General features: G+C 67.1%; 19 protein-coding genes. 4 read left to right on the top strand and 15 right to left on the bottom strand.

What is annotated here, in order from left to right:
- Positions 1–18: 18 nt before the first annotated feature.
- Positions 19–1,347, bottom strand: a complete 1,329-nt coding sequence (gene aceA / locus AC4EEO_RS16000) for an isocitrate lyase (protein ID WP_018763757.1) — start codon at positions 1,345–1,347, stop codon at positions 19–21.
- 149 nt (positions 1,348–1,496) lie between these two features.
- Here aceA and AC4EEO_RS15995 point away from each other — a divergent pair, with 149 nt between their 5' ends.
- Positions 1,497–3,008, top strand: coding sequence for a helix-turn-helix transcriptional regulator (locus AC4EEO_RS15995; protein WP_133831104.1), 1,512 nt, complete (start codon positions 1,497–1,499; stop codon positions 3,006–3,008).
- A gap of 207 nt (positions 3,009–3,215) precedes the next feature.
- On the opposite strand, the gene AC4EEO_RS15990 is transcribed toward AC4EEO_RS15995, so the two are convergent.
- The 3 genes from AC4EEO_RS15990 to AC4EEO_RS15980 are packed head-to-tail and all read right to left on the bottom strand — an operon-like array spanning position 3,216 to position 6,326.
- On the bottom strand, positions 3,216–4,244 hold the full coding sequence (locus AC4EEO_RS15990) for a TAXI family TRAP transporter solute-binding subunit (RefSeq protein WP_491339263.1): 1,029 nt from the start codon (positions 4,242–4,244) through the stop codon (positions 3,216–3,218).
- The gene (locus tag AC4EEO_RS15985; protein WP_491339262.1) at positions 4,213–5,661 is read right to left on the bottom strand and encodes a sensor histidine kinase; all 1,449 of its coding nucleotides are present in this window, start codon (positions 5,659–5,661) and stop codon (positions 4,213–4,215) included. The genes AC4EEO_RS15990 and AC4EEO_RS15985 overlap by 32 nt, the downstream gene beginning before the upstream one ends.
- A complete protein-coding gene (locus AC4EEO_RS15980; RefSeq protein ID WP_285320420.1) occupies positions 5,658–6,326 on the bottom strand; it encodes a response regulator transcription factor in 669 nt (222 codons plus the stop codon). Before AC4EEO_RS15980 ends, AC4EEO_RS15985 begins: the two co-directional genes overlap by 4 nt.
- 252 nt (positions 6,327–6,578) lie before the next feature.
- On the opposite strand from AC4EEO_RS15980, the gene AC4EEO_RS15975 reads away from it, so the two are divergent.
- Positions 6,579–7,973, top strand: a complete 1,395-nt coding sequence (locus tag AC4EEO_RS15975; RefSeq protein WP_491339261.1) for an MFS transporter — start codon at positions 6,579–6,581, stop codon at positions 7,971–7,973.
- Positions 7,974–8,066: 93 nt separating this feature from the next.
- On the opposite strand, the gene AC4EEO_RS15970 is transcribed toward AC4EEO_RS15975, so the two are convergent.
- Positions 8,067–8,372 (bottom strand): hypothetical protein, encoded by a 306-nt coding sequence (locus AC4EEO_RS15970; protein ID WP_018763763.1) that lies wholly within the window; start codon positions 8,370–8,372, stop codon positions 8,067–8,069.
- Between the two features lie 99 nt (positions 8,373–8,471).
- Here AC4EEO_RS15970 and AC4EEO_RS15965 point away from each other — a divergent pair, with 99 nt between their 5' ends.
- Together AC4EEO_RS15965 and AC4EEO_RS15960 are read left to right on the top strand one after the other, a co-directional pair.
- Positions 8,472–9,086: a TetR/AcrR family transcriptional regulator gene (locus AC4EEO_RS15965; RefSeq protein WP_491339260.1), complete on the top strand. Its 615-nt coding sequence runs from the start codon at positions 8,472–8,474 to the stop codon at positions 9,084–9,086.
- A gap of 100 nt (positions 9,087–9,186) precedes the next feature.
- Entirely contained in the window at positions 9,187–10,935 is a 1,749-nt protein-coding gene (locus tag AC4EEO_RS15960; RefSeq protein WP_491339259.1) for a pyruvate dehydrogenase, read from the top strand.
- Between the two features lie 94 nt (positions 10,936–11,029).
- On the opposite strand, the gene AC4EEO_RS15955 is transcribed toward AC4EEO_RS15960, so the two are convergent.
- The 10 genes from AC4EEO_RS15955 to AC4EEO_RS15910 all read right to left on the bottom strand — a co-directional run bounded on the left by AC4EEO_RS15955 (position 11,030) and on the right by AC4EEO_RS15910 (position 20,318).
- Positions 11,030–11,887: a hydroxymethylpyrimidine/phosphomethylpyrimidine kinase gene (locus tag AC4EEO_RS15955; RefSeq protein WP_491339258.1), complete on the bottom strand. Its 858-nt coding sequence runs from the start codon at positions 11,885–11,887 to the stop codon at positions 11,030–11,032.
- Between the two features lie 154 nt (positions 11,888–12,041).
- A complete protein-coding gene (locus AC4EEO_RS15950; protein WP_491329258.1) occupies positions 12,042–12,953 on the bottom strand; it encodes a TIGR01777 family oxidoreductase in 912 nt (303 codons plus the stop codon).
- A 28-nt stretch (positions 12,954–12,981) separates the two neighbouring features.
- The gene (locus AC4EEO_RS15945) at positions 12,982–13,638 is read right to left on the bottom strand and encodes a TetR/AcrR family transcriptional regulator (protein WP_109045896.1); all 657 of its coding nucleotides are present in this window, start codon (positions 13,636–13,638) and stop codon (positions 12,982–12,984) included.
- Positions 13,639–13,860: 222 nt separating this feature from the next.
- Entirely contained in the window at positions 13,861–14,799 is a 939-nt protein-coding gene (locus AC4EEO_RS15940) for a type IV toxin-antitoxin system AbiEi family antitoxin domain-containing protein (RefSeq protein WP_491329259.1), read from the bottom strand.
- Between the two features lie 185 nt (positions 14,800–14,984).
- The gene (locus tag AC4EEO_RS15935; protein ID WP_491339257.1) at positions 14,985–15,734 is read right to left on the bottom strand and encodes a dienelactone hydrolase family protein; all 750 of its coding nucleotides are present in this window, start codon (positions 15,732–15,734) and stop codon (positions 14,985–14,987) included.
- Positions 15,735–15,769: 35 nt separating this feature from the next.
- On the bottom strand, positions 15,770–17,065 hold the full coding sequence (gene tgt, locus AC4EEO_RS15930; RefSeq protein WP_491339256.1) for a tRNA guanosine(34) transglycosylase Tgt: 1,296 nt from the start codon (positions 17,063–17,065) through the stop codon (positions 15,770–15,772).
- 66 nt (positions 17,066–17,131) lie between these two features.
- Positions 17,132–17,860, bottom strand: a complete 729-nt coding sequence (locus AC4EEO_RS15925) for an SRPBCC family protein (protein ID WP_109045899.1) — start codon at positions 17,858–17,860, stop codon at positions 17,132–17,134.
- Between the two features lie 72 nt (positions 17,861–17,932).
- Entirely contained in the window at positions 17,933–18,952 is a 1,020-nt protein-coding gene (locus AC4EEO_RS15920) for a DUF6707 family protein (RefSeq protein ID WP_491339255.1), read from the bottom strand.
- 88 nt (positions 18,953–19,040) lie between these two features.
- A complete protein-coding gene (locus AC4EEO_RS15915) occupies positions 19,041–19,580 on the bottom strand; it encodes an NUDIX hydrolase family protein (RefSeq protein ID WP_018763774.1) in 540 nt (179 codons plus the stop codon).
- A 9-nt stretch (positions 19,581–19,589) separates the two neighbouring features.
- Positions 19,590–20,318, bottom strand: a complete 729-nt coding sequence (locus tag AC4EEO_RS15910; protein ID WP_491339254.1) for a VOC family protein — start codon at positions 20,316–20,318, stop codon at positions 19,590–19,592.
- Between the last annotated feature and the right edge of the window lie 94 nt (positions 20,319–20,412).

Raw genomic sequence — 20,412 nt, 5'->3', positions numbered from 1 at the left:
GCGCCGCCGTCGTAAGCGTTAGTGGAACTGGCCCTCTTCGGTCGATCCGACCAGGGCGAGGGTGGAGGCGTTGGGGTTGAGCGCCGTGGAGATGGTGTCGAAGTAGCCGGTGCCGACTTCGCGCTGGTGCTTGGTTGCGGTGTAGCCGCGGGACTCGGAGGCGAATTCCTTTTCCTGGAGTTCGACGTAGGCGCTCATGCCTTCACGGGCGTAGCCGTGGGCGAGGTCGAACATCGAGTAGTTCAGGGCGTGGAAGCCGGCCAGGGTGATGAACTGGAACGTGAAGCCCATGGCGCCGAGTTCGCGCTGGAACTTGGCGATGGTGGCGTCGTCCAGGTGCTTGCGCCAGTTGAACGACGGCGAGCAGTTGTAGGAGAGCATCTGGTCCGGGAACTCGGCCTTGACGGATTCGGCGAACTTGCGTGCCAACTCCAAGTCCGGGGTGCCCGTTTCCATCCAGATGAGGTCGGAGTACGGGGCGTAGGCCTTGGCGCGGGCGATGCAGGGTTCGATGCCGTTGCGGACCTTGTAGAAGCCCTCGGCGGTGCGCTCGCCGGTGATGAACTCCTGGTCCCGCTCGTCCACGTCGGAGGTGATCAGGGTGGCTGCCTCGGCGTCGGTGCGGGCAATGACGACCGTGGGGGTGCCGGCGACGTCGGCTGCCAGGCGGGCCGCGTTCAGGGTGCGGACGTGCTGCTGGGTGGGGATCAGCACCTTGCCGCCGAGGTGGCCGCACTTCTTCTCCGAGGCGAGCTGGTCCTCCCAGTGAACGCCGGCCGCGCCGGCCTGGATCATGGATTTCATGAGTTCGTAGGCGTTCAGCGGGCCGCCGAAGCCGGCTTCGGCGTCCGCGACGATCGGGACCAGCCAGTCCTCGACGGTTTGGATGCCCTCGGAGAATTCGATCTGGTCGGCGCGGAGCAGGGCGTTATTGATGCGGCGGACCACCGTGGGAACGGAGTTGGCCGGGTAGAGGGACTGGTCCGGGTAGGTGTGGCCGGAGTTGTTGGCGTCCGCGGCCACCTGCCAGCCGGAGAGGTAGATGGCGCGCAGGCCTGCCTTGACCTGCTGCACGGCCTGGTTGCCCGTCAGGGCGCCCAAGGCGTTCGTGTAGCCGCCGGTCTTGTGCTCCTCGGTGAGCTGCTTCCACAGCTTTTCGGAGCCGCGGCGGGCCAGGGTGTGCTCCTCGGAGACACGTCCCCGGAGACGGACGACGTCGGAGGCTGAGTAGTCCCGGGTCACACCTTCCCAGCGGGGGTTGGCGGCCCACTCGAGCTCCAGGGCGGCGGCCTGCTGAGTTGTGTCCTGGCCGGACGGCTGCTGGGTGGGCTCAAATGCTGCAGTCATCGTTGATCTCCTTGATTGAGCTCCGGATGGAGTAGGTGGGAACCTCGCCGTTGAGGCTCCCACCGGCTTATCCGGTGCGGTGTTTCTTTCCGTGACAACTACTTTTCAGCACTTTCAACCCCCTTTCTAGATGAAAACTGTGGAAAGAAATGCACTTCTTCCCGTATTCTTCAGAAATGTCGCCATCAAGCTGGAACAGGGACGTTTCCCAGACGCCCTCCACCGCCGCCCCGGAACTGGACGTCATCGCCTTGGGACGCCGCGTCCGCCACCTGCGCAAACAAGCCGGCCTGACGCTCGATGACCTGAGCGCCGCCGTCGGCACCGCTCCCAGCCAGCTCAGCCTGATTGAAAACGGCAAGCGGGAGCCCAAGCTGACGCTGCTTCAACACCTCGCAGGGGCGCTCAATGTCAGCATTGACCAACTGCTCGGCGCCGAGCCGCCCAGCCGTCGGGCCGCCCTGGAAATCGAGCTGGAACGGTACCAGCGCGGACCGCTGTACGAGTCGCTGGATCTGCCCAAAATCCGTATCAGTTCGCGGCTGCCGCTGGATGTGCTGGAGGCCCAAGTGGGGCTGCTGCACGAGCTCGAACGGAAGATGAACGAGCAGGTGGCCACCCCTGAGGAAGCCCGCCGCGCCAACGGGGAACTGCGGGCCATGATGCGGGAACGCGGGAACTACTTTCCGGAGTATGAGGCCGAGGCCCAAAAGGTCCTCAAGGAGGTGGGCTACACCACCGGTCCGCTGAGCCAGCACGTCATCGCAGACATCGCCGCGCACCTCGGTTTCACCCTGCACCATGTGGGTGATCTGCCGCATTCCACCCGGTCCGTGACGGATTTGAAGAACCGCAGAATTTACCTGACCCAGAGCCAGCGGCAGGACCACGACCCCCGCTCGGTGCTGCTGCAGGCGCTGGGCCACTACGTCCTGGGCCATGAAACGCCCAAGAACTACGGCGACTTCCTGGCCCAGCGGGTGGCCACCAACTACTTCGCGGCCGCCCTGCTCCTGCCCGAACAGGCCACGGTGGAATTTCTGCAAAAAGCCAAAGCTGCCAAGGAAATCGCGGTGGAGGACATCCGGGACGCGTTCGCTGTGTCCTACGAGACCGCAGCGCACCGGTTCACCAACTTGGCCACCAAGCACCTGGGCATCACCACGCATTTCCAGAAAACGCACCAAAGCGGGATCATCTACAAGGCCTACGAGAACGACGGCGTGAACTTCCCCCAGGACCACACCGGCGCCATCGAGGGGCAACCGTCGTGCAAGGCGTGGACATCGCGGGCGGTGTTCGACGTGCCGGACAAGTTCAGCGCGTACAGCCAGTACACCGACACGCCGTCGGGCACGTATTGGTGCACGGCCCGCACGGAGCGCTCCGCCGCCGGGGAGTTCTCCCTGAGCATTGGGGTGCCCTACCAGCACGTGAAGTGGTTCCGCGGGCGCGAGACCACGGCCCGCGCCACCTCCAACTGCCCGGATCCGACCTGCTGCAAGCGTCCGCCTGCCGAACTGACTAACCAGTGGGCCGGCAATGCCTGGCCGTCGGCGCGGGCCCACTCACACCTCTTGGCCGCCATGCCGCCCGGCGCCTTCCCGGGCGTGGACGAAACCGAGGTGTACAGCTTCCTGCAGGCCCACTCCGGGAGTTGAGACGCACGCCCGCTCACGTCTTGCGGCTATCCCCCGCACGCCCGCTCACATCTTGCCAAAGAAGTGAGCGGGCGTCGGGGGTTTTCCGGTCGAAAGTGAGCGGGCGTTGGGGGTTTTCCGGTCGGAAGTGAGCGGGCGTTTGGGGTTTTCCTGTCGGAGGTGAGTGGGCGTTTGGGTTTTTCCGGTCGGAGGTGAGCGGGCGTTGGGTCAGCCGTGCAGGGTCCGGTAGGCGTCGGCCGCGGCGGGGTGCAGGGGGACGCCGGCGGTATTGATGAGGCTTTCGGCGCTAAGGAACTGCACCCCCAGGCTGGACTGTGGAATGAGTTCGCCGGCGTTATGCACCAGCAGTTGCACCGTCCGCTCCACCGTGGCGTTGTCCAGGTCCCGGCGGCACAGCAGCAGGTTGGGCGCGCCCACCGTCCACACGGCCGGGATGCCGGGGTAGCTGCCTTCGGGGATGAGGACGCGGTCATAGATGCCGCCGTACCGCCGTCGCAGTTCGGGCAGCAGGCCGGAGAGGTCCAGCAGCCCCAGCGCCACCTCCTGCTGGGCTGCGGCGATGGCGGCCGTCGGCACGCCACCGGACCAGAACAACGCATCCACGGCACCCGCCTTCAGAGCGGCAATGCCGTCGTTCAGGCCAAGATTTTCGACGGCAGCGGTCCCGGCTGTGGGCGCTGCGGCAGTTGCCGAGGCACCCAGGCCGGCCGCTTCAAGGAGCCTGGGGGTGGTGAGGGAAGTACCGGACCCCGGCTGTCCCACGGCAACCCGGCGCCCGGCAAGCCCGGAGACATCCCGGATCCCACTGTCCTTGCGCACCACGCAGTGGACGTAGTTTTCGTAGACCTTCCCGATCGCTGCGATCTCTGGCGCATTCCCGCTGGATTTGTCCCCGGCAGCGTCCGCGAGGGCCACGGCAAACGCGGCGCGCCCGGCTCGGAGTTCGGCAATGTTGTCCAGGCTCCCGCCGGTGGCTACGGCGCGCGCATGGTTGGCCACGCCGTGACGCTCCAGGGCCGCCGCCAGGAGCGTCGAGAACTCGAGGTAGAAGCCGCCCGGTTCGCCGCCCGCCACAATGAGGCTCTCCGGCCGGTCCCCGCCGGTGCAGGCACTGAGGGCGGGCGGCAGCGTGGTTGCAAGTCCGACGGCGGTGGCCCACGCCAGGACGGACCGGCGGGACGGGTGCGGTGCCGGGATGGAAACGCTAGGCACGGGTACCACCGCCGGGCATCGCATCCGGGGCGGCATTCGAGTAGGCGTGGAACTCGATCCGGGCCGTCAATCCGTGGGGGACTGCTTCGGCCAGCACCAGCCGGGCCCCGTTCGCGGCGGCAAGCTCACCCACGATGGTCATACCCAGCCCGGTCCCGGGAACCGAGGAGTGCCGGGGGGACCGCCAGAACCTGGTGGCAGCCGAGGCGCGTTCGGACGCCGAAAGCCCCGGGCCGTCGTCGGAAATTTCCACCACAACCGCGTCCATCTCCGTCCGCACGGCAGCGGTGACGGTGGCCCCGGGCGCGTACTTGAAGGCGTTGCCGAGGAGTTCGTCCAGCATCTGGGCCAGCTCGGCGGCCCGGCACGCAATCAGGGCCGCAGGATGGGGTGCCGGCACGAGCACCAGGCGGCACCCGGCCTGGTCCGCCAGGGGTGCCGCCCTTTCGATTTCCCCCTGAAGGACGGGGAACGGGTCGACGGGCGGGGCGGCCGCATGGTCCGCGGGAGAGCCAGATGCCCGCAGGTACCCTTCCGAGGCCCGGTGCTCCGCGGCGGCAAGTTTCAAAACCCCGTCAAGGATGTCCTCCACCCGCTCAAGCTCCGCCACGGCCCGGTCCGCTCCGTCGTGTTCGCGGGCGGATTTCAGCTCAAGCTGGAGCAGGTCCAGCCGCAGCCGGAGTGCGCCCACGGGGTTGCGCAGCTGGTGGGACGTGTCCGCGATCAGCTGCCGTTGCGCTTCCATGCTGGCGCTCACGGTCCTGGCCATCGCCGTGAACGACCGGCTCAGTTCCCGCAGCTCCGGGGGACCTTCCTCCGGAAGCCGCTCGGTGCGCCCGGTCCGTTCCAGCTCGTGCACCGCCGAATCAAGCCGGAGGACGGGCCGCAGCACCCAGCCGGTGACCCTGGCCGCCCCCAGCAGGAGCACTGCTGCCAGCGCCAGGGCGGCAACGCCCACACCGAGCCAGCGCTGCTGGAGCTTCTGCCGGGCCGTCTCCGCGTGGACGTCCAGGACCACGGCACCGAGCACCTGGCTGGCGCTGCCAAAGGGCCGGAAAATGACGTGCGACCCCGCGCCGAAGGGCTCCAGCGGTTCCAGGGACGTGTTGCTCACGTTCAGCCGGGCCATCGACAGCGCGTCCTGCACATCGGGCCGGCCCGCGTCCAGGTCCCCCGAACGCAGCGTGGCCTGCTGGACGCGGACCACCATCCCTTCGCCATACAGCCCGGAATAGGTGTCCATTTCCCGCTGCAGGCGCACGGTGTCGCCGTCGTTCGCGGCGTCAAAGGCCACTTGTGCCAGCCGGTTCAAGGAGGCCGCCCGATTGATCTGCAGTTCCTGGGTCAGCTCCCGGGAGGCGGAGGTCAGGATGGTGCCCGAGATCAGGAAGACCACCACCAGGCACAGCACGCTGAGGACCCCGAGCACCCGCAGCCTCATCCGGCAGCCGCCTCGACGCGGTAGCCCACGCCGCGGACATTGATGATGAATCCCGGCTTGCCGAGTTTTGCCCGCAGCCCGGTGAGGTGCACGTCCAGGGACCGGGACGAGGCCAGGAAGGCGTCACCCCAGAGGGCGTCCAGGATCTGTTCCCTGGTGACCACCGAGCCTGCATGGCTGGCCAGCAAGGCGAGGAGTTCGAATTCCGTGGCGGTCAGCGGCACCGGTTCGCCTGCCCTGGACGCGGTGCGCTTGGCCAGGTCGATCTCCACATCGCCAAGCACGATCACCTCCTGCGGCGTCCCCCTGCTGCGCCCGGCCCGGCGCGTTACAGCTTCTATCCGGGCCAGCAGTTCCACCAGCTTCACCGGTTTGACCAGGTAGTCGTCCGCGCCGGAGCGGAGCCCGAGCACCACGCTGCGTTCGTCGTCGCGCGCCGTCAAAATCAGGATGGGCACATCGGTGACCTGCCGGAGCTTGCGCAGCACCTCCAGGCCGTCCATGTCCGGAAGCCCGAGGTCCAGCAGTATCACCTGGAAATTCCGGTGGGAGAGCAGCGCGTCAGCGCCCCGGGACAACCGCCGCGGGTGGTGCCCGGCGCTTTCGACGGCGGCCGTGAGCGCGCCGGCCATGGCGTCGTCGTCCTCGACGATCAGCACGTCCATGGCCATCTTCCTTGCCGCGTTTCCACTGTTTCCAGGTCCAGTTGCCGGTTCATTCCCGCCCCCGTGAGACTACCGCGTGGCGGGAAAATTTGCCCGACGGCGGGAGATCGGGCAGGGGGAAAGCGGGGCGCCGCGAAACCTAAGGAAGTGTTAGGAAAGTGCGTTCCTCGTTGGTTGTGCGGTAAATCACCCATACCGTGGATGAGGCCCTCCGCCGCAGGAGGCCGAGGTTACTACAGGAGGAACTCACCGATGAGCACCCAACAAGCCGCGCCCCAGTCGGAGGCAGCCCAGACCCGCCGGGCGGTGGGCAACATCCTGAAGGGCTCCGCGGGCAACCTCGTGGAATGGTACGACGTCTACATTTACACGGCGTTCCTGGCGTACTTCCAGCCACACTTCTTCAACTCCAAGGATCCGCTGCAGGGCGCACTGGAAGGCATGGCTGTCTTTGCCGTCACGTTCCTGATGCGGCCCATCGGCAGCTGGTTCTTCGGCAGGTTCGCCGACCGCAAGGGCAGGAAGGCGGCCCTGACGCTGAGCGTGACCATGATGTCCGCGGGCTCATTCTTCATCGCCATCCTGCCCACCAAGGACGTGATCGGCGTCTGGGCGCTGGTCCTGCTGGTGCTGGCGCGCCTGGTCCAGGGCTTCTCGGTGGGTGGCGAATACGGCACCAGCGCCACCTACATGTCGGAGGCGGCCACCGCCAAACGCCGCGGGTTCTTCTCCAGCTTCCAGTACGTCACGCTGATCGGCGGCCAGATGCTGGCACTGCTGGTGCTGGTGGTCCTGCAGAACGTCCTGGACAAGGAGGCCCTGGCCGGGTGGGGCTGGCGCATCCCGTTCGCCATCGGCGGCGTGGCCGCACTAATCGTGCTGTGGCTGCGGCGTTCCATGGAGGAAACCGTCTCCGCCAGCCAGGTCGAGGCCGCAGCAAACGCCAAGGCATCCGGGGAAGCCCAGCCCGGAACGCTCAGGCTGCTCTTCACCAAGCACTGGAAGGCGCTGCTGATCTGCATCGGCGTCACCCTGGGCGGCACGGTGGCGTTCTACACCTACACCAACTTCATCCTCAGCTTCATGAACACCACCAGCGGCATCGCCAAGGAAACGACCTCGGTCATCAACTTCTGGGCGCTGTTCATCTTCATGCTGCTCCAGCCCGTCTACGGCATCATTTCGGACAAGGTGGGCCGCAAGCCCCTGCTGCTCTGGTTCGGCATCACCGGCGTGCTGTTCACCTGGCCGCTGATGTCCGCGCTCGCCGGGACGAAGGATCCCTTCGTGGCCTTCATGCTGATGATGGGCGGCCTGCTGATCGTGGGCGGCTACACCTCCATCAACGCACTGGTGAAGGCCGAACTGTTCCCGGCTTCCATCCGCGCCCTCGGTGTCGGCCTGGGCTACGCGATCGCGAACTCCCTCTTCGGCGGGACGGTGCCGCTGATCGGTGCCGCGCTGCAGAAGGCCGGACAGGTTGAGCTCCTCTTCACCTACGTCACCGTGGCTATCGGCATCTCGCTGCTGGTCTACATCTTCGCCCTGAAGAACAAGAAGGCCACCCACCTCGATGACGAGCAGGGCCACGCTTGGGAACAAACGCCGGTGGGTGGCGGCAAGGACAAGGATCCGCTCGGCGTCTAGTCCGGGAGGCCCCAGGGTGCCTGGTTCCCAAGGAGGCGTACGACGACGGCTGCCAGGCCGTCGTCGTACGCCTCCTTTATGCGCTGGGGATCCTTAGCGCCGGGCAGTCCGCCGCCGCGCCAGGAAGCCGTGGGCGGCGAACAGGCGGGGCAGTACCACGTACACCGCAGTCGGCACCACCACCATGGTCAGGACCATCGCCCGGAAGATGGGATGCCAGCTTTCCATCAACGGGGCGGAAGCCATCATTCCAACAGCCACCAGCGGGAAGATGGCCAGCCAGGTGATGGCGGCGCGGACGTGGATGGACGGCGGAATGGGCAGCGCCGCGGGCTCCGGTGGCGTGGGGGTTGTCGAATTGGCAATGGCGGGGGAGGCGGGCTGTGTCACCGTGTCCATGGGAACTCCAACTAGTTAGTTGCTTTTTGTTTGCAACGACAATAAACCTCGGCCCGCAACAATTGCAACTACCTGGTTGGAATTGCGTAGACTTGTGTCATGGCGTGGAACACGGAGCGGACCAAGGAACTGTTGCTCGCTGCTGCCACGGAGGAGTTCAGTGCCAAGGGCCTGGCGGGAGCCCGGGTGGACCGGATCGCAACTGCCGCGGGCGTGAACAAGGAACGCATCTACCAGTACTTCGGCAAGAAGGATGAGCTCTTCGACGCCGTCCTGGCCGCCGAAATGGTCCGGGTCATGACCGAGGTACCCATTAGCGGCAGCGGGCCGGAAGCGTTTGGAGAATACGCCGGCCGCCTCTTTGACCGGCACACCACCGACGGCGTCCTGCCCCGGCTCCTGTTCTGGGAAGGCCTTGAACGCGGCAAGGAAACCGTCAGCCGTGCCACCCGGTCCGACCACTGCGCCATCAAGGTGGGCCAGGTGCTTGACGTCCTGCCCGGGATCGACCGCACGGACGCCGCGGACCTGTTGATCACCGTCATCACCCTCTGCGACGGCTGGCCCGTCCTGCCCCAGATCGACACCCTCCTGGCGGGCAGCGGCCCTGACCGCACCGCCCGGCGTCGTGCGTTCATTGTGCGGACCGCCACCCTGCTCGCCTGCGCGCTCCTCGCGGAGGCGCAGGCAGCGTTGGCAAACGCGCCCGGCTAGCTGCACCACCGCGTCCGCTGGCGGCGGGCGGTCCGCCGGGCGCGGGCGGACTATATTGGGCCATGTCAGCACAGCACCACAAACGCGGGAGTCTGCACTCATGGCCAAGGAACTTGCCACCCAGCTCATCGAACAACTCCAGGCTGCCGGCGTGCAGCGGATCTACGGGATTGTGGGTGACAGCCTCAACCCGATCGTGGACGCCGTCCGGCAAACAGGTGGGGCGGCGAAGGGTGGGATCGACTGGATCCACGTCCGCCATGAGGAAGCCGCCGCCTTTGCCGCAGCCGCCGAAGCCCAGCTCACCGGCAAGCTCGCGGTCTGCGCAGGATCCTGCGGCCCCGGCAACCTGCACCTGATCAACGGCCTGTACGACGCCAACCGGTCCGGGGCGCCCGTGCTGGCCATTGCCTCCCACATCCCCAGCAAGCAGATCGGCAGCAGCTTCTTCCAGGAAACCCACCCGGACCGGCTCTTCAACGAATGTTCGGTGTACTCCGAACTGGTCAGCACCGCCGAGCAGGCGCCGCGGGTCATGCACAGCGCCATCCAGCACGCCGTGGGCCTCGGGGGAGTCGCCGTCGTGACCCTTCCCGGCGACATTGCCGGACTCGAGGCAACGGCACCCACCCCGCTGCCGGCCGCCTTCCGTCCCGCCAGCCTGGTCCCGGATCCGGCCAGCGTCCAAGCGCTCGCGGACGCCATCAACGACGCCGGCAAGGTGGCAATTTTCGCCGGCGCCGGCGTGGAGGGGGCACATGCAGAGCTGATGGCGCTCGCTGAGCTGGCCAAGGCGCCGGTGGGGCACTCGCTCCGCGGCAAGGACTTCGTCCAGTACGACAACCCCTTCGACATCGGCATGACCGGCCTGCTCGGCTACGGCGCCGCCGCCGAGGGCATCGAAGACGCCGACCTTCTGATCCTCCTCGGCACGGACTTCCCGTACGACCAGTTCCTGCCCGACACCAGGACCGCGCAGGTGGACCGGGCGGCGCAGCGGCTGGGCCGGCGGACCGACGTCGACATTGCCGTCCACGGCGACGTCCTCCCCACCCTGCGGGCCCTGCTGCCGCTGGTGAAGGCCAAGAAGAGCCGCCGGTTCCTGGACCAGATGCTCAAGAAGCACGACCGGCTGATGAACAAGGCCGTGGGCGCCTACACCCGCAAGGTGGAGAAGAAGCAGCCCATCCACCCGGAGTACGCGGCCTCGCTCCTGGACCAGGTGGCGGCAGAGAACGCCATTTTCACCGCGGACACGGGCATGTGCAATGTCTGGACCGCCCGCTACATCAACCCGCTGGGCACCCGGCGGCTGATCGGGTCCTTCCTGCACGGGTCCATGGCCAACGCCCTGCCGCATGCCATCGGCGCACAGCTGGCCTGTCCCGGCCGGCAGGTGGTCTCGGTCTCGGGCGACGGCGGCCTGTCCATGCTGCTGGGGGAGCTGATTACGGTGGCGGCGCACCGGTTGCCGGTCAACGTGGTGGTCTTCAACAACTCCACTCTGGGCATGGTGAAGCTGGAGATGCTGGTGGATGGCCTGCCCGACTTCGGCGTGGACGTGCCGGACGCCAACTACGCCGCCGTGGCCAAGGCCCTGGGGTTCCACGCCGTGCGCGTGACGGATCCGGCACAGATCGAGACGGCGTACCGGGAGGCCTTTGCACACCCCGGTCCCTCCCTGGTGGAGCTGATCACCGATCCCAAAGCACTGTCCATCCCGCCCAAGATCTCCGGGTCACAGGTGCTGGGGTTCGCCACAGCCATGTCCAAGGTGGTCCTGAACCGGGGAGCGGGCGAGGCCGTGAGTATGGCCCGCAGCAACCTGCGCAACATCCCGCGGCGCTAGGAACACGTCGAGTTCGCCGGAAACTCCCGGGATCGCCGGAAACTCCCGGCGATCTCGAGGGTTTCCGGCGAACCCGGCGCGGGGAGAAGAGGTTCTACCGGGGGCCGCCCTGCCAGAGCGCATCGAACGGGGCGCCCGAGGCTACGCGGTTGCGGATACCGGCGGTGACGAAGTCCTTGGCGGTCCGGGCTGCATCCAATGGTGTGGCGCCCTTGGCCAGCTCCGCGGTCACGGCTGCGGCGAGCGAGCAGCCGGCACCGGAGACGGCAACTTCGCCCACCTTCGGGGCTGTGAGGACTTCCAGGGTCTCACCGTCGTAGAAGACGTCGACGGCGTCCGGGCCTTCCAGCCGCACCCCGCCCTTGGCCAGGACTGCTGCACCGCTGAGTTCGTGGATGCGGACGGCGGCGGCCTTCAGGGACTCGACGTCGGTGATCTCCAGCCCGGACAGGGACTCCGCCTCGAAGTGGTTCGGCGTCACGAAGGTTGCCAGCGGCAGGATCTGGGCTTTCAGGGCCTGATCCGTGTCCAGCGCGTGGCCCGGTTCCTGGCCTTTGCAGATCAGCACCGGATCCAGGACCACGTTGGCGAAGCTGTTTTCCTGCAGCGCGGAGGCCACCGTGCTGATCGTTGCCGGGCTGCCCAGCATGCCGATCTTCACCGTGTCCAGCGCGGACGGTGCGCCGGACGCCGGACCATACGCCGCCGTCGTCGCCTCCAGCTGGTCAGCGATCACCTGCTGGTCCACCGGCACGAAGCGGTGGTTCCAGCTGTCCTTCGGGTCGAAGGAGACGATGCAGGTCAGGTTCGCGATGCCGAAGACGCCCAGCTCCTGGAATGTCTTCAGGTCGGCCTGGGCGCCGGCACCGCCGGTTGCCTCGGAACCTGCGATGGTGAGGACGACGGCGGGACCGTTGACGGACAGCGTTGCATCAGGGGTAGCGGAAGTCATGCCCCCATCCTGCCACCCGGCGTCGGGCGCTTTCCATGTGGTGACGTACAGGGCATCGGGACGTCATATGGTCAGGAATCCAGCGGTTCAGAGCCTGCCAGTGCGGCGCCGGGCAGGAATGCCCCTGGTCCAAAGGGGACGTGGAGCGGGCGGTTCACGGCCGCGACCGGGCGATCTGAAGCAAGGCCTGCCCCAGCTCCGGCTGGCTGTAAACGAAGCCCGCGTCGAGCAGTTTCTGCGGCTGTACCCACCTGCTCTTCAGAACGAGTTCGGTCTCCGTGCGGATCAGGATGGCGCCTGCCCGAAGGAGCCATCCCGGGGTAGGTATGCCGAAGCGCGCGCCGTAGGCCCGGCGCACCAAATGCATCATCTCCCGGTTGCTCACCACTTCCGGTGAAGCCACATTTACCGGCCCTGCGATGCCGGTCCGCGCGTGCAGGAAGCGGATGCTGCGGTACAGGTCCTCCACATGGACCCAGCTGAACTTCTGCCAGCCATCACCCATGTGGCCGCCCAGCCCCAGCCGTGCGAGGTTGGCGAACGGAGCCAGTGCACCGCCGCCGCGGCCCAGCACGATAGCGATCCGCAGGGGGATCTTCCGGGTTCCCGGTGTGACCGCCGACTCAAGGGCGGCTTCCCAAGCTTTGGCCACGTCCACCGAGAAGCCGGTGCCCAGCTCGCCGTCGGCCTCGGACTGGGGACGATCGCGGGCGTCGCGGTAGATGGTTCCGGTGCTGGCATTCAGCCAGGTCGACGGCGGCTCCTGGCACCGCGCGATGGCCCGGCCGAGTGCCTTGGTGGTGGACACCCTCGAGTCCATGATCACCCCCTTGTTCCGCTCGCTGTAACGGCACGAGACGGAGCGTCCGGCGAGGTTCACCACCAGTTCGGCGCCGTTGAGCACCCGGGCCATGCCGGCGTCGTCGGCCCATGCTGCCCCGGCACTGCCGGTTCCCTTTCGTCCTATGGTCCGCACCATCCAGCCGTCCTCCTGGAAACGCCGGCGCAGGTAGGTGCCAATGAAGCCCGAAGCGCCTGCCAGTACAACTGTCCGTGTGCTGTCCACCTTTTCCCCCCAATGGTTGTTGTCTTTCTTAACCGCGGATGCTGCGGCTCAGGTCGAGGACGTCGTCCAGCACCTTGCCGACTCCCGGGATGCGGGCAAGTGCCAGTCCGCGGGCCACCAGTGGAGCCGCTCCGTCCACCAGTTTCCTGGTCCGCCGCTGGCCCTCGGAGGTGTCGTAGACCCAGAACAGGGTGATGCCCATGTAGCAGAGCCAGAGCAGTTCCGGCAGGTCGTCCCGCACCTTCTTCGGTACGGCAGGGCGGGTCCCGTCCACCGTGTTCCTGAAGATATCCAGGGATGCTTCCCGAGCGAGGGTTGAGCCCCCGGAGAACGGGTTCACCGGCGATGTTGGCCGGATGGCGGTGGCCACGAAGTCCGCTCCGAAGCGGTGGTACGGGGCCATGACGTCAAGGCCGGCATGCAATGTGGCCTTCAGCCGCTCAGCGAATCCGGCGGTCCGCTCCAGCGCTTCGGAGGCCAGAGCAGCGTGCTCGGCCTGCACCTGGATGTACAACTCGTGGACAAGATCGTCCTTGGACGCGAAGTAGTAGTAGGCGTTGCCTACGGAAACGCCTGCCTCGGCAGCGATGGCGCGCATGGTGGTCTTCTCGAAGCCGATCTCACGGAACATGCGCAGCGCAGTGTCCGCCACCCGCTGCCGCGTCTGTTCGCTCTTGGCTACCACCGCGTCTCCCCACTCTTGAACGTGTTCAAAAATGAGTGTGACACAAAACTGAACGTGTTCAAAGACTGGTTGGGATCCGATATCCGCTGTGGTCCGGCAACGCCCCGGGTGTGGCGCTCCACGCCGCATGGATGTCAGGTCGCCGGAAAGATGCCAGGTCGCCGGAAAGAACCGGCGACCTGGTCCCGTTCCGGCGATCTGGCGCTCCACGCGGCGGTTTGGCTACCGCCCAAGTGCGGCCAGGACACGGGCTTTGAACTCATGTTCACGGAAGAGGTCGGCCCAGGTCAGGCGAAGGAAGGTCCAGCCATTCTCGGTGAGGTCCTTCTCGCGCTGCCGCTCCTGAAACAGCACCTCAGCCGTTGGCCGGTAGTCGAAGTACTTCGCTTTCCCGTCGAATTCGAGTGCCACCTTCTTGTCCTTCCAGGCGAAATCCAGCCGGTACCGGCCGGCACGAGTTGCTACCAACACCTGGGGCTCCGGCAGGGGAAGTTTCAGCCGCATCAGGAGTTCCCGGGTCAGTGTTTCGCCGGCTGACTCCGAACGTGGATCTGCATGGTTAAGGGCGCGCCGGAGGGTCCGGATCCCGCGGCGCCCCTCCAGCCCCTCGGCCATGCTTTCGAGGAGGGTTTTGTCGGCCCCAAGCCGGAGGGCATGATCGGTCAGTACCAGTGCCTGCCGGTAACCCAGCATCATGGCGCAATCAACTACCGTCCGCTCCAGCGAGGTCACCCTGAGGCCGCCGAGGGTGACCACCTCCGACGCTGTCCACGGCCGGGTATGGCCTTGGACATCCTTGCCGAGCCGCTCGCTGGAAGGATTCCGCGGCAGCAGAAGGTGGATCGTGTCATCGACTGCCCACAGGTGCAGAGCGTGCATCCGGGCCGCAGAGGTATGGCTGTACACATAGCCGCCCGATGAGGTGGTCAGGGTCCCGTACGCGTGGGCGCGAATCAACTGCTTGCTGCGGACGGGATTTGTCTGCTTCTCCCACAGCTCGGCGCGGATGTAGCAGCCGTGGCGAAGCCGTACCAGCTTCCCGTGGAGGACCAATGCCTTGATGGCCCGGGAATTGAGGCCGCTCTCGTGCAACTGCGCCGTCCGCCATAGGTTGCCGGTGCTCGGAAGGGAGGGGAGACGGAAAGGCGGCTGGAGTGTCATCCGGACAGGATCCTGCCGCTGCGGCAACTCAGGAAGGCGCCGCCGTCGTCATGTGGAAAACCTGCCAGGGCCGCCCTGCCCCCGGGCTCGCCGCAAGCCGTCCAGCTCGCCGCAAGCCGTCCAGCTCGCCGCAACGTTCCGGCGATCCGGCAGCGTTCCGGCGAGTTCGACGGCGGCCGGCCGGGTCAGGCCTTCAGCGTCCCGTCCAGGAGGGCCCGCAGCTCACGGAAATGTCGTTCCGTGGCTTCAGGGTGGAAGGCCGACGTGTCCGCCATCGTGTACCCGTGGGGAGCCCCGGTGTAGATGACGTTGGACGCCTCCAAGCCCGCGTCCCGCAGCGCGTCGCCCAAGCGGGCCACGGCGTCCGGGGCCATGCTCCTGTCGTTGTCGGCGTGGCCGAACACGAAGCGGGCCCGTGCGTTCCCCAGCCCACGGTGCGGGCTGTCCGGCTCGTCCGTGGCCAGGCCGCCGCCGTGGAAGCCACCGCAGGCTGCCACTACCTCGGGGTGCGCAGTGGCGGTCCGGACGGCAAGTCGGGCGCCCATGCAGTAGCCGGTGGTTCCGATGTGGCCGGGGGCAACGCCGTCGAGCCCGGCCAGCGCGGCAACCCACGCATCGATGTCCGGCAGCGCCTTGTCCGACGTCAGGTGCCCGACCCGCGGGAACGCCGCCTTGCCGGCCGCTTCCCGGCCTTCGTCGGTGGACATGTCAACGGCCGGGGCCAGCTGCTCCACGGTTCCGTCCCGGTAGAAGACGTTGGGGGCCAGCACCACGTAGCCCCAGTCCGCGATGCGCTGCGCCATCTCCTCGATGCGGGGGCGCAGGCCAAAGGCGTCCATGTAAAGGATCACGCCGGGGAACGGGCCGGTTCCGCTGGACGGACGGGCGACAAGGGCTTCGGCAGGACCTGCTGCGGCCTGGATCTCAATGAGCATCTGGTCAGGATAGCGGAGGCTGCCGGGAGCAACGCTCAGGAGTAGTAACGGCCCAGGGTTTCCGCCTTGAAGTCGAAGAACGTGCCGGACTCGATGGCCAGCCGGGCGTCGTCCACCATCTTCACCACGAACCGCTCGTTGTGGATGGAGATGAGGGTGGCGGACACCATTTCCTTGGCCTTGAACAGGTGGTGGATGTATGCCCGGGAGTAGTTGGCACACGCGTAGCAGTCGCAGCCGTCCTGCAGGGGCCCGAAATCGCGCTTGTATTTGGCGCCGGAAAGGTTGAACCGGCCGTAAGGCGTGTAGAAGGCCGAGTTCCGGGCCACGCGGGTGGGGGAGACGCAGTCGAACGTATCGGCGCCGTTTTCGATGGCCGTAAAGATGTCGTCAGGCTCGGAAATCCCCAGCAGGTGGCGCGGCTTGTCCTCCGGCAGTTCCTCGTTGCACCAGCGGACGATCGTGCCCAGGTTCTCCTTCTCCAAGGCCCCGCCAATACCGAAACCGTCGAACGGCATGGCACCAAGGTCCCGGCACGCCTTCCGGCGGAGGTCCTCGTACTGTGCCCCCTGGATCACGCCGAACAGGGCTTGGTACGGCTTGCCCGCGCGGTCCTCCGTCAGGCGGAAGTGCTCCTCAATGCACCGCACCGCCCACAGCCGGGTGCGCTCCAGGGACTCTTCCTGGTAGCGGCGGGAGTTCTGCAAGGTGGTGAGCTCGTCGAACGCGAACATGATGTCCGCGCCGATCTGGTGCTGGACCTGCATGGAAATTTCCGGGGAGAAGCGGTGGCGGTCGCCATTGAGGTGGGATTTGAACCAGACACCGTCGTCGTCGATGTGCGCCAGGCGCTCTTTGCCGGGGGCCACGGCGTCATCCGGGCCGGGTGCGCCCGCGGCAGCAACAGTCTTCATGTCGATGACCTTCTTGAACCCGGACCCCAGGCTCATCACCTGGAAACCGCCGGAGTCCGTGAACGTGGGACCGGACCAGTTCATGAAGGCGCCCAGGCCGCCGGCCTCGTCCAGGATGTCCGGGCCGGGCTGAAGGTACAGGTGGTAGGCATTGGCCAGCAGGGCCTGCGCGCCCAGGTCCGCCATCGATTCCGGCAGTACCGCCTTGACCGTTGCCTTGGTGCCGACGGCGATGAACGCCGGCGTCTGGATCTCACCGTGCGGGGTGGTGATGGTGCCGGTGCGGCCCAGGAACTCGCCGCCGTTTTCCCTTTCTTGGGCCGCTGACGGCGGGCAGGAGTCCGCCAGCCGCGTGCCTACGGTGAAAGAGAACTGCGATTGGGTTTCAGGCAGGGCGAAGGCAGGGTTGGCAGGCACCACACCAGTCTGCCAGCAAACCTTACGACGCCGGCAACCGGCCTCGGGCAGGCCGGCGGCGGAGCGTCAGCTGGCTGGGTCCGTCCCGGGGTAGTTGGCCTCCCGCCAAGAATCCCAGGCGGAACGCACGGCGTCGAAGGCTCCGGCGCCAAGGTCATAGGTGGAAACCACCACCAGCGAACCGTCGCCCTCCGCACGGACGTCCTTGATGGCAGGGTGGTCCGCAACCACCAGCAGCCCTTCGCCGTGCTCGGCGTAACTGTGCACGGTTAGGCCCACTTGGTGGCTGGTCCGGTACCAGACCTTGCCGCTGATTTCCTCCCCGGTATCCAAGGTGACCTGGTACGGCTCGCCCGGGGCCGGGAGGTCCTTCAGCCCGAGTTTTTCGATGGCCGAGCCCTTCCCGTCCGTCAGGTGCAGGAACAGGGTGTGCCGCTTGCCGTGCGGGTGGCGTTCCAGCGCGAAGCGGAGCTGCTGCAGGAACGTCAGCCACCCTTGGGTGATGTCCTCGTCCCAGGCTGCCCACTCCGAATTGTGGTCCAGCGCCCCGCGTGTGACGCTGACCCTTGTCCCTTCCGGCACCGGGTGGAGTTCGAACGTGTCCCCGCCGTGCACCGTCAGGCTGGTATGGTCCGCGGATTCCTGTTCGTCGCCGGAGAAATAGATCTGCTTGATCTCGGACTCCAGGTCCTCGGCTTGCCAGCCGTGCCACTGGGCCACCTTGGACGGTTCACGCAGCATGGTCCAGACCTGCGGCGCGTCGGCGTTGATCACTACGCTGAGATTGTTCGTCATAGCCCCGAATGTACAACTCCGGCTACGCCCCGGGTAGGGGGAATTTTTACCGCCGGAGGGGCACCGCCGGGCTCAGGCGCGGACTGCCTCCAGCTCGTTGCTGATGCGCCGTTCAAGTTCGGTCATGCCGATGGTTTCCGAACCGCCGTGGGCTCGCAGGAACAGCAGGGACTCCAGCCGCAGGAGCCGCCATTCGCGTTCTGCGTCGTGGTTGGAGTTGTCGATCGAGCGGAAGATTTCCTTGTCGTACAGGTTGGGCTCGTTGAGTGAACGCTGCCGAACCTTGGCCGCCATGCGCGCCTTAAACGGATCCGTTTCCTGGTTTTCCGGGGTACGGATCAGTTTCTCGTAGACCTCGGCGCGTTTATCCTGGCCGTCCTGCCGGCAAATGTAGCTGGCCAGTGCCAGGGATGCTTCCACGGAGGTCCACCGGCCCGGGTTGCCGTCGTAGGGCAGCACAGTGAGGAGGTCCGCGACGGACAGCGCGGCGTCTGCGTCCTTGAGCGTGACGAACAGTTCGTGCGCGAGGTCGCTGAGGTCCTTCAGGCAGCTGCCGGACTTGAAGTTGACCCCTTTGGACAGCCGGTCGGCCAGGAGCAGGACACCCTCCGCATCAGGGTGCGCTTCCGCAGCGGCTTCCACCACGGATTCGGGCGTGCCGTCCGGTTCCGGGATGAGCGCGAGCTCCTCCTCGCTGGGCCCGTTCACGGCGGGCGGCGCGGGCGGCAGCGGGGGAAGGACGACGGCGGGCGCCACCGCAATGGGGCCCGTCCCGGCCGCCGGCTGGGCCGGCGCGGCTCCCGCCTCGGGTGAGGGTGCGACCTCTGGAAGGTCCGCTGGCAGCGGAAGCTGCGTGACGTCGTCGTGCGCTCCATCCACAACGGTGACCGTGGCGCCCACGGCAACCCTCAGCGTTCCGCCGCCGGAAAGGCTCGCCAGTACCAGGGCCGGGGAGCCGTAGTCGTCCCGCTCAAGCTCCACCTGGTCGATTTCGGCGGTGCGTTGGCCGTCCGGAAGGAGGATGTGGGTGCCGGTGGTCAGAGATCCAGCCTGCTGTTCACGGTGGTGCCTGGCGGCTGGTGTTTCGGTCATGGGAGTCCTTAAGTTCTCTTGCGGTCCGCCCTACAGTCTACAAAGCCGGGCACCTAAAACCGGGGACCCCCACGTCCCGGCGGGGTGGTCAGAAGCCCACGCCTGCGAAGGCCAGGGCCTGCCGGATGAGGCCGCCGCGGCCGCCGGAAAACTCCATCTGGACGCCCGGGCTGAGCACTTCTTCCGGGGTCATCCACGTCAGTTCCAGGGCGTCCTGGCGGGGTTCGCACTCGCCGGTGACCGGGATGATGTAGGCCAGGGACACGGCGTGTTGCCGCTCGTCGGTGAACCCTGTCTGGGACGGTGCCGGGAAGTATTCGGCCACCGTGAACGGCACGGGGCTGAGCGGAAGCTGGGGGAACGCCAGGGGGCCCAGGTCCTTTTCCATGTGCCGCAGCAGGGCGGCGCGGATGGTCTCGCGGTAGATGACCCGGCCGGACACCAGGGAGCGCACCATGGTCCCGTCGGCATCGGCCTGCAGCAGCGTTCCCACCTCGTTGACGTAGCCCAGCGGGTCCAGCCTGACTGGAACTGCCTCCACGTACACCATGGGCAGCCGCCCGCGCGCCTCAAAGAGGTCTTCTTCGGAGAGCCAGCCGGGATTCGGGTCAGGTGTGCGCACGTTCATGGTTAAGTTCTACCCCATGGGGCGGCGCTCCGAGATCCAGACGGTGGCGGGCGCGTTGGGGCTGCCAGCGTCCGGATTGGCCACGTGGAGGGTGCTCCCGAAGGCCTCCTCGGTGAGGCTGGCCGGGAAACCGGCTCCAGCGAGCCGCTCCCGCAACGGTTCCAGCGGGCCGCCGTACTCGAAGCCCAGGCCGGAGCGGGACGGCCCGGACGCCGCCCGGACCAGCAGGACGCCGCCGTTCTTGGCCGTGAAGTCGGCGGTTTCGTCGTCGTCGGGCACGGGCCGCGGCCGCGCCCCGATATGCAGCATGGTGCGGACGGCAGCTTCCGGATCTGCGGTGTACCAGACGGCGGCGACGGCAAGGGCGGGGTCGGCGTCGGCGCACTGGGCCTCGTGGACGGCCTTGTCGGCCAGGAAGCTGAAGCCGTCCGGCGCGCTGATGCGGCAGGCTTCGCCGTGGTCGGCGGTGACCAGTTCGGCGGGCACGGTTGCCTCCTCCTGGGCCGAGTCGTTGGTGCGGCGGGCAAACTCTGCCACGTCGCCCACCTCCACCGCGAAGGCGGTGCGGCCGTCCTGCCCGGACCCGGCCTCCGCCCCATGCAGCGCCAGGCGGCCCGACGCGGAATCGAAAACCTGCCAGCCGCCGTCGTCCTCTGTTTGTGCCATCCCCAGTGCGGTGAGGAACTGCTTCCAGGTGTCGGTGCGCGAGGTGAAGTGGACGGGGCGGACTCGGAGCATGGCGTTGTCCTTGGTGCTGGGTGGCGTGCGGCTGTATGGCCATGATGCCACGTGGCCGGCCGGTGCGCAGGGGCTTGTGGCAGGTCATTTTCCC

It is taken from the genome of Pseudarthrobacter sp. MOO13 (assembly GCF_058267655.1).
Note: the sequence above shows the minus strand (reverse complement) of the source record. Positions and strands in the feature narration are given on the sequence as shown.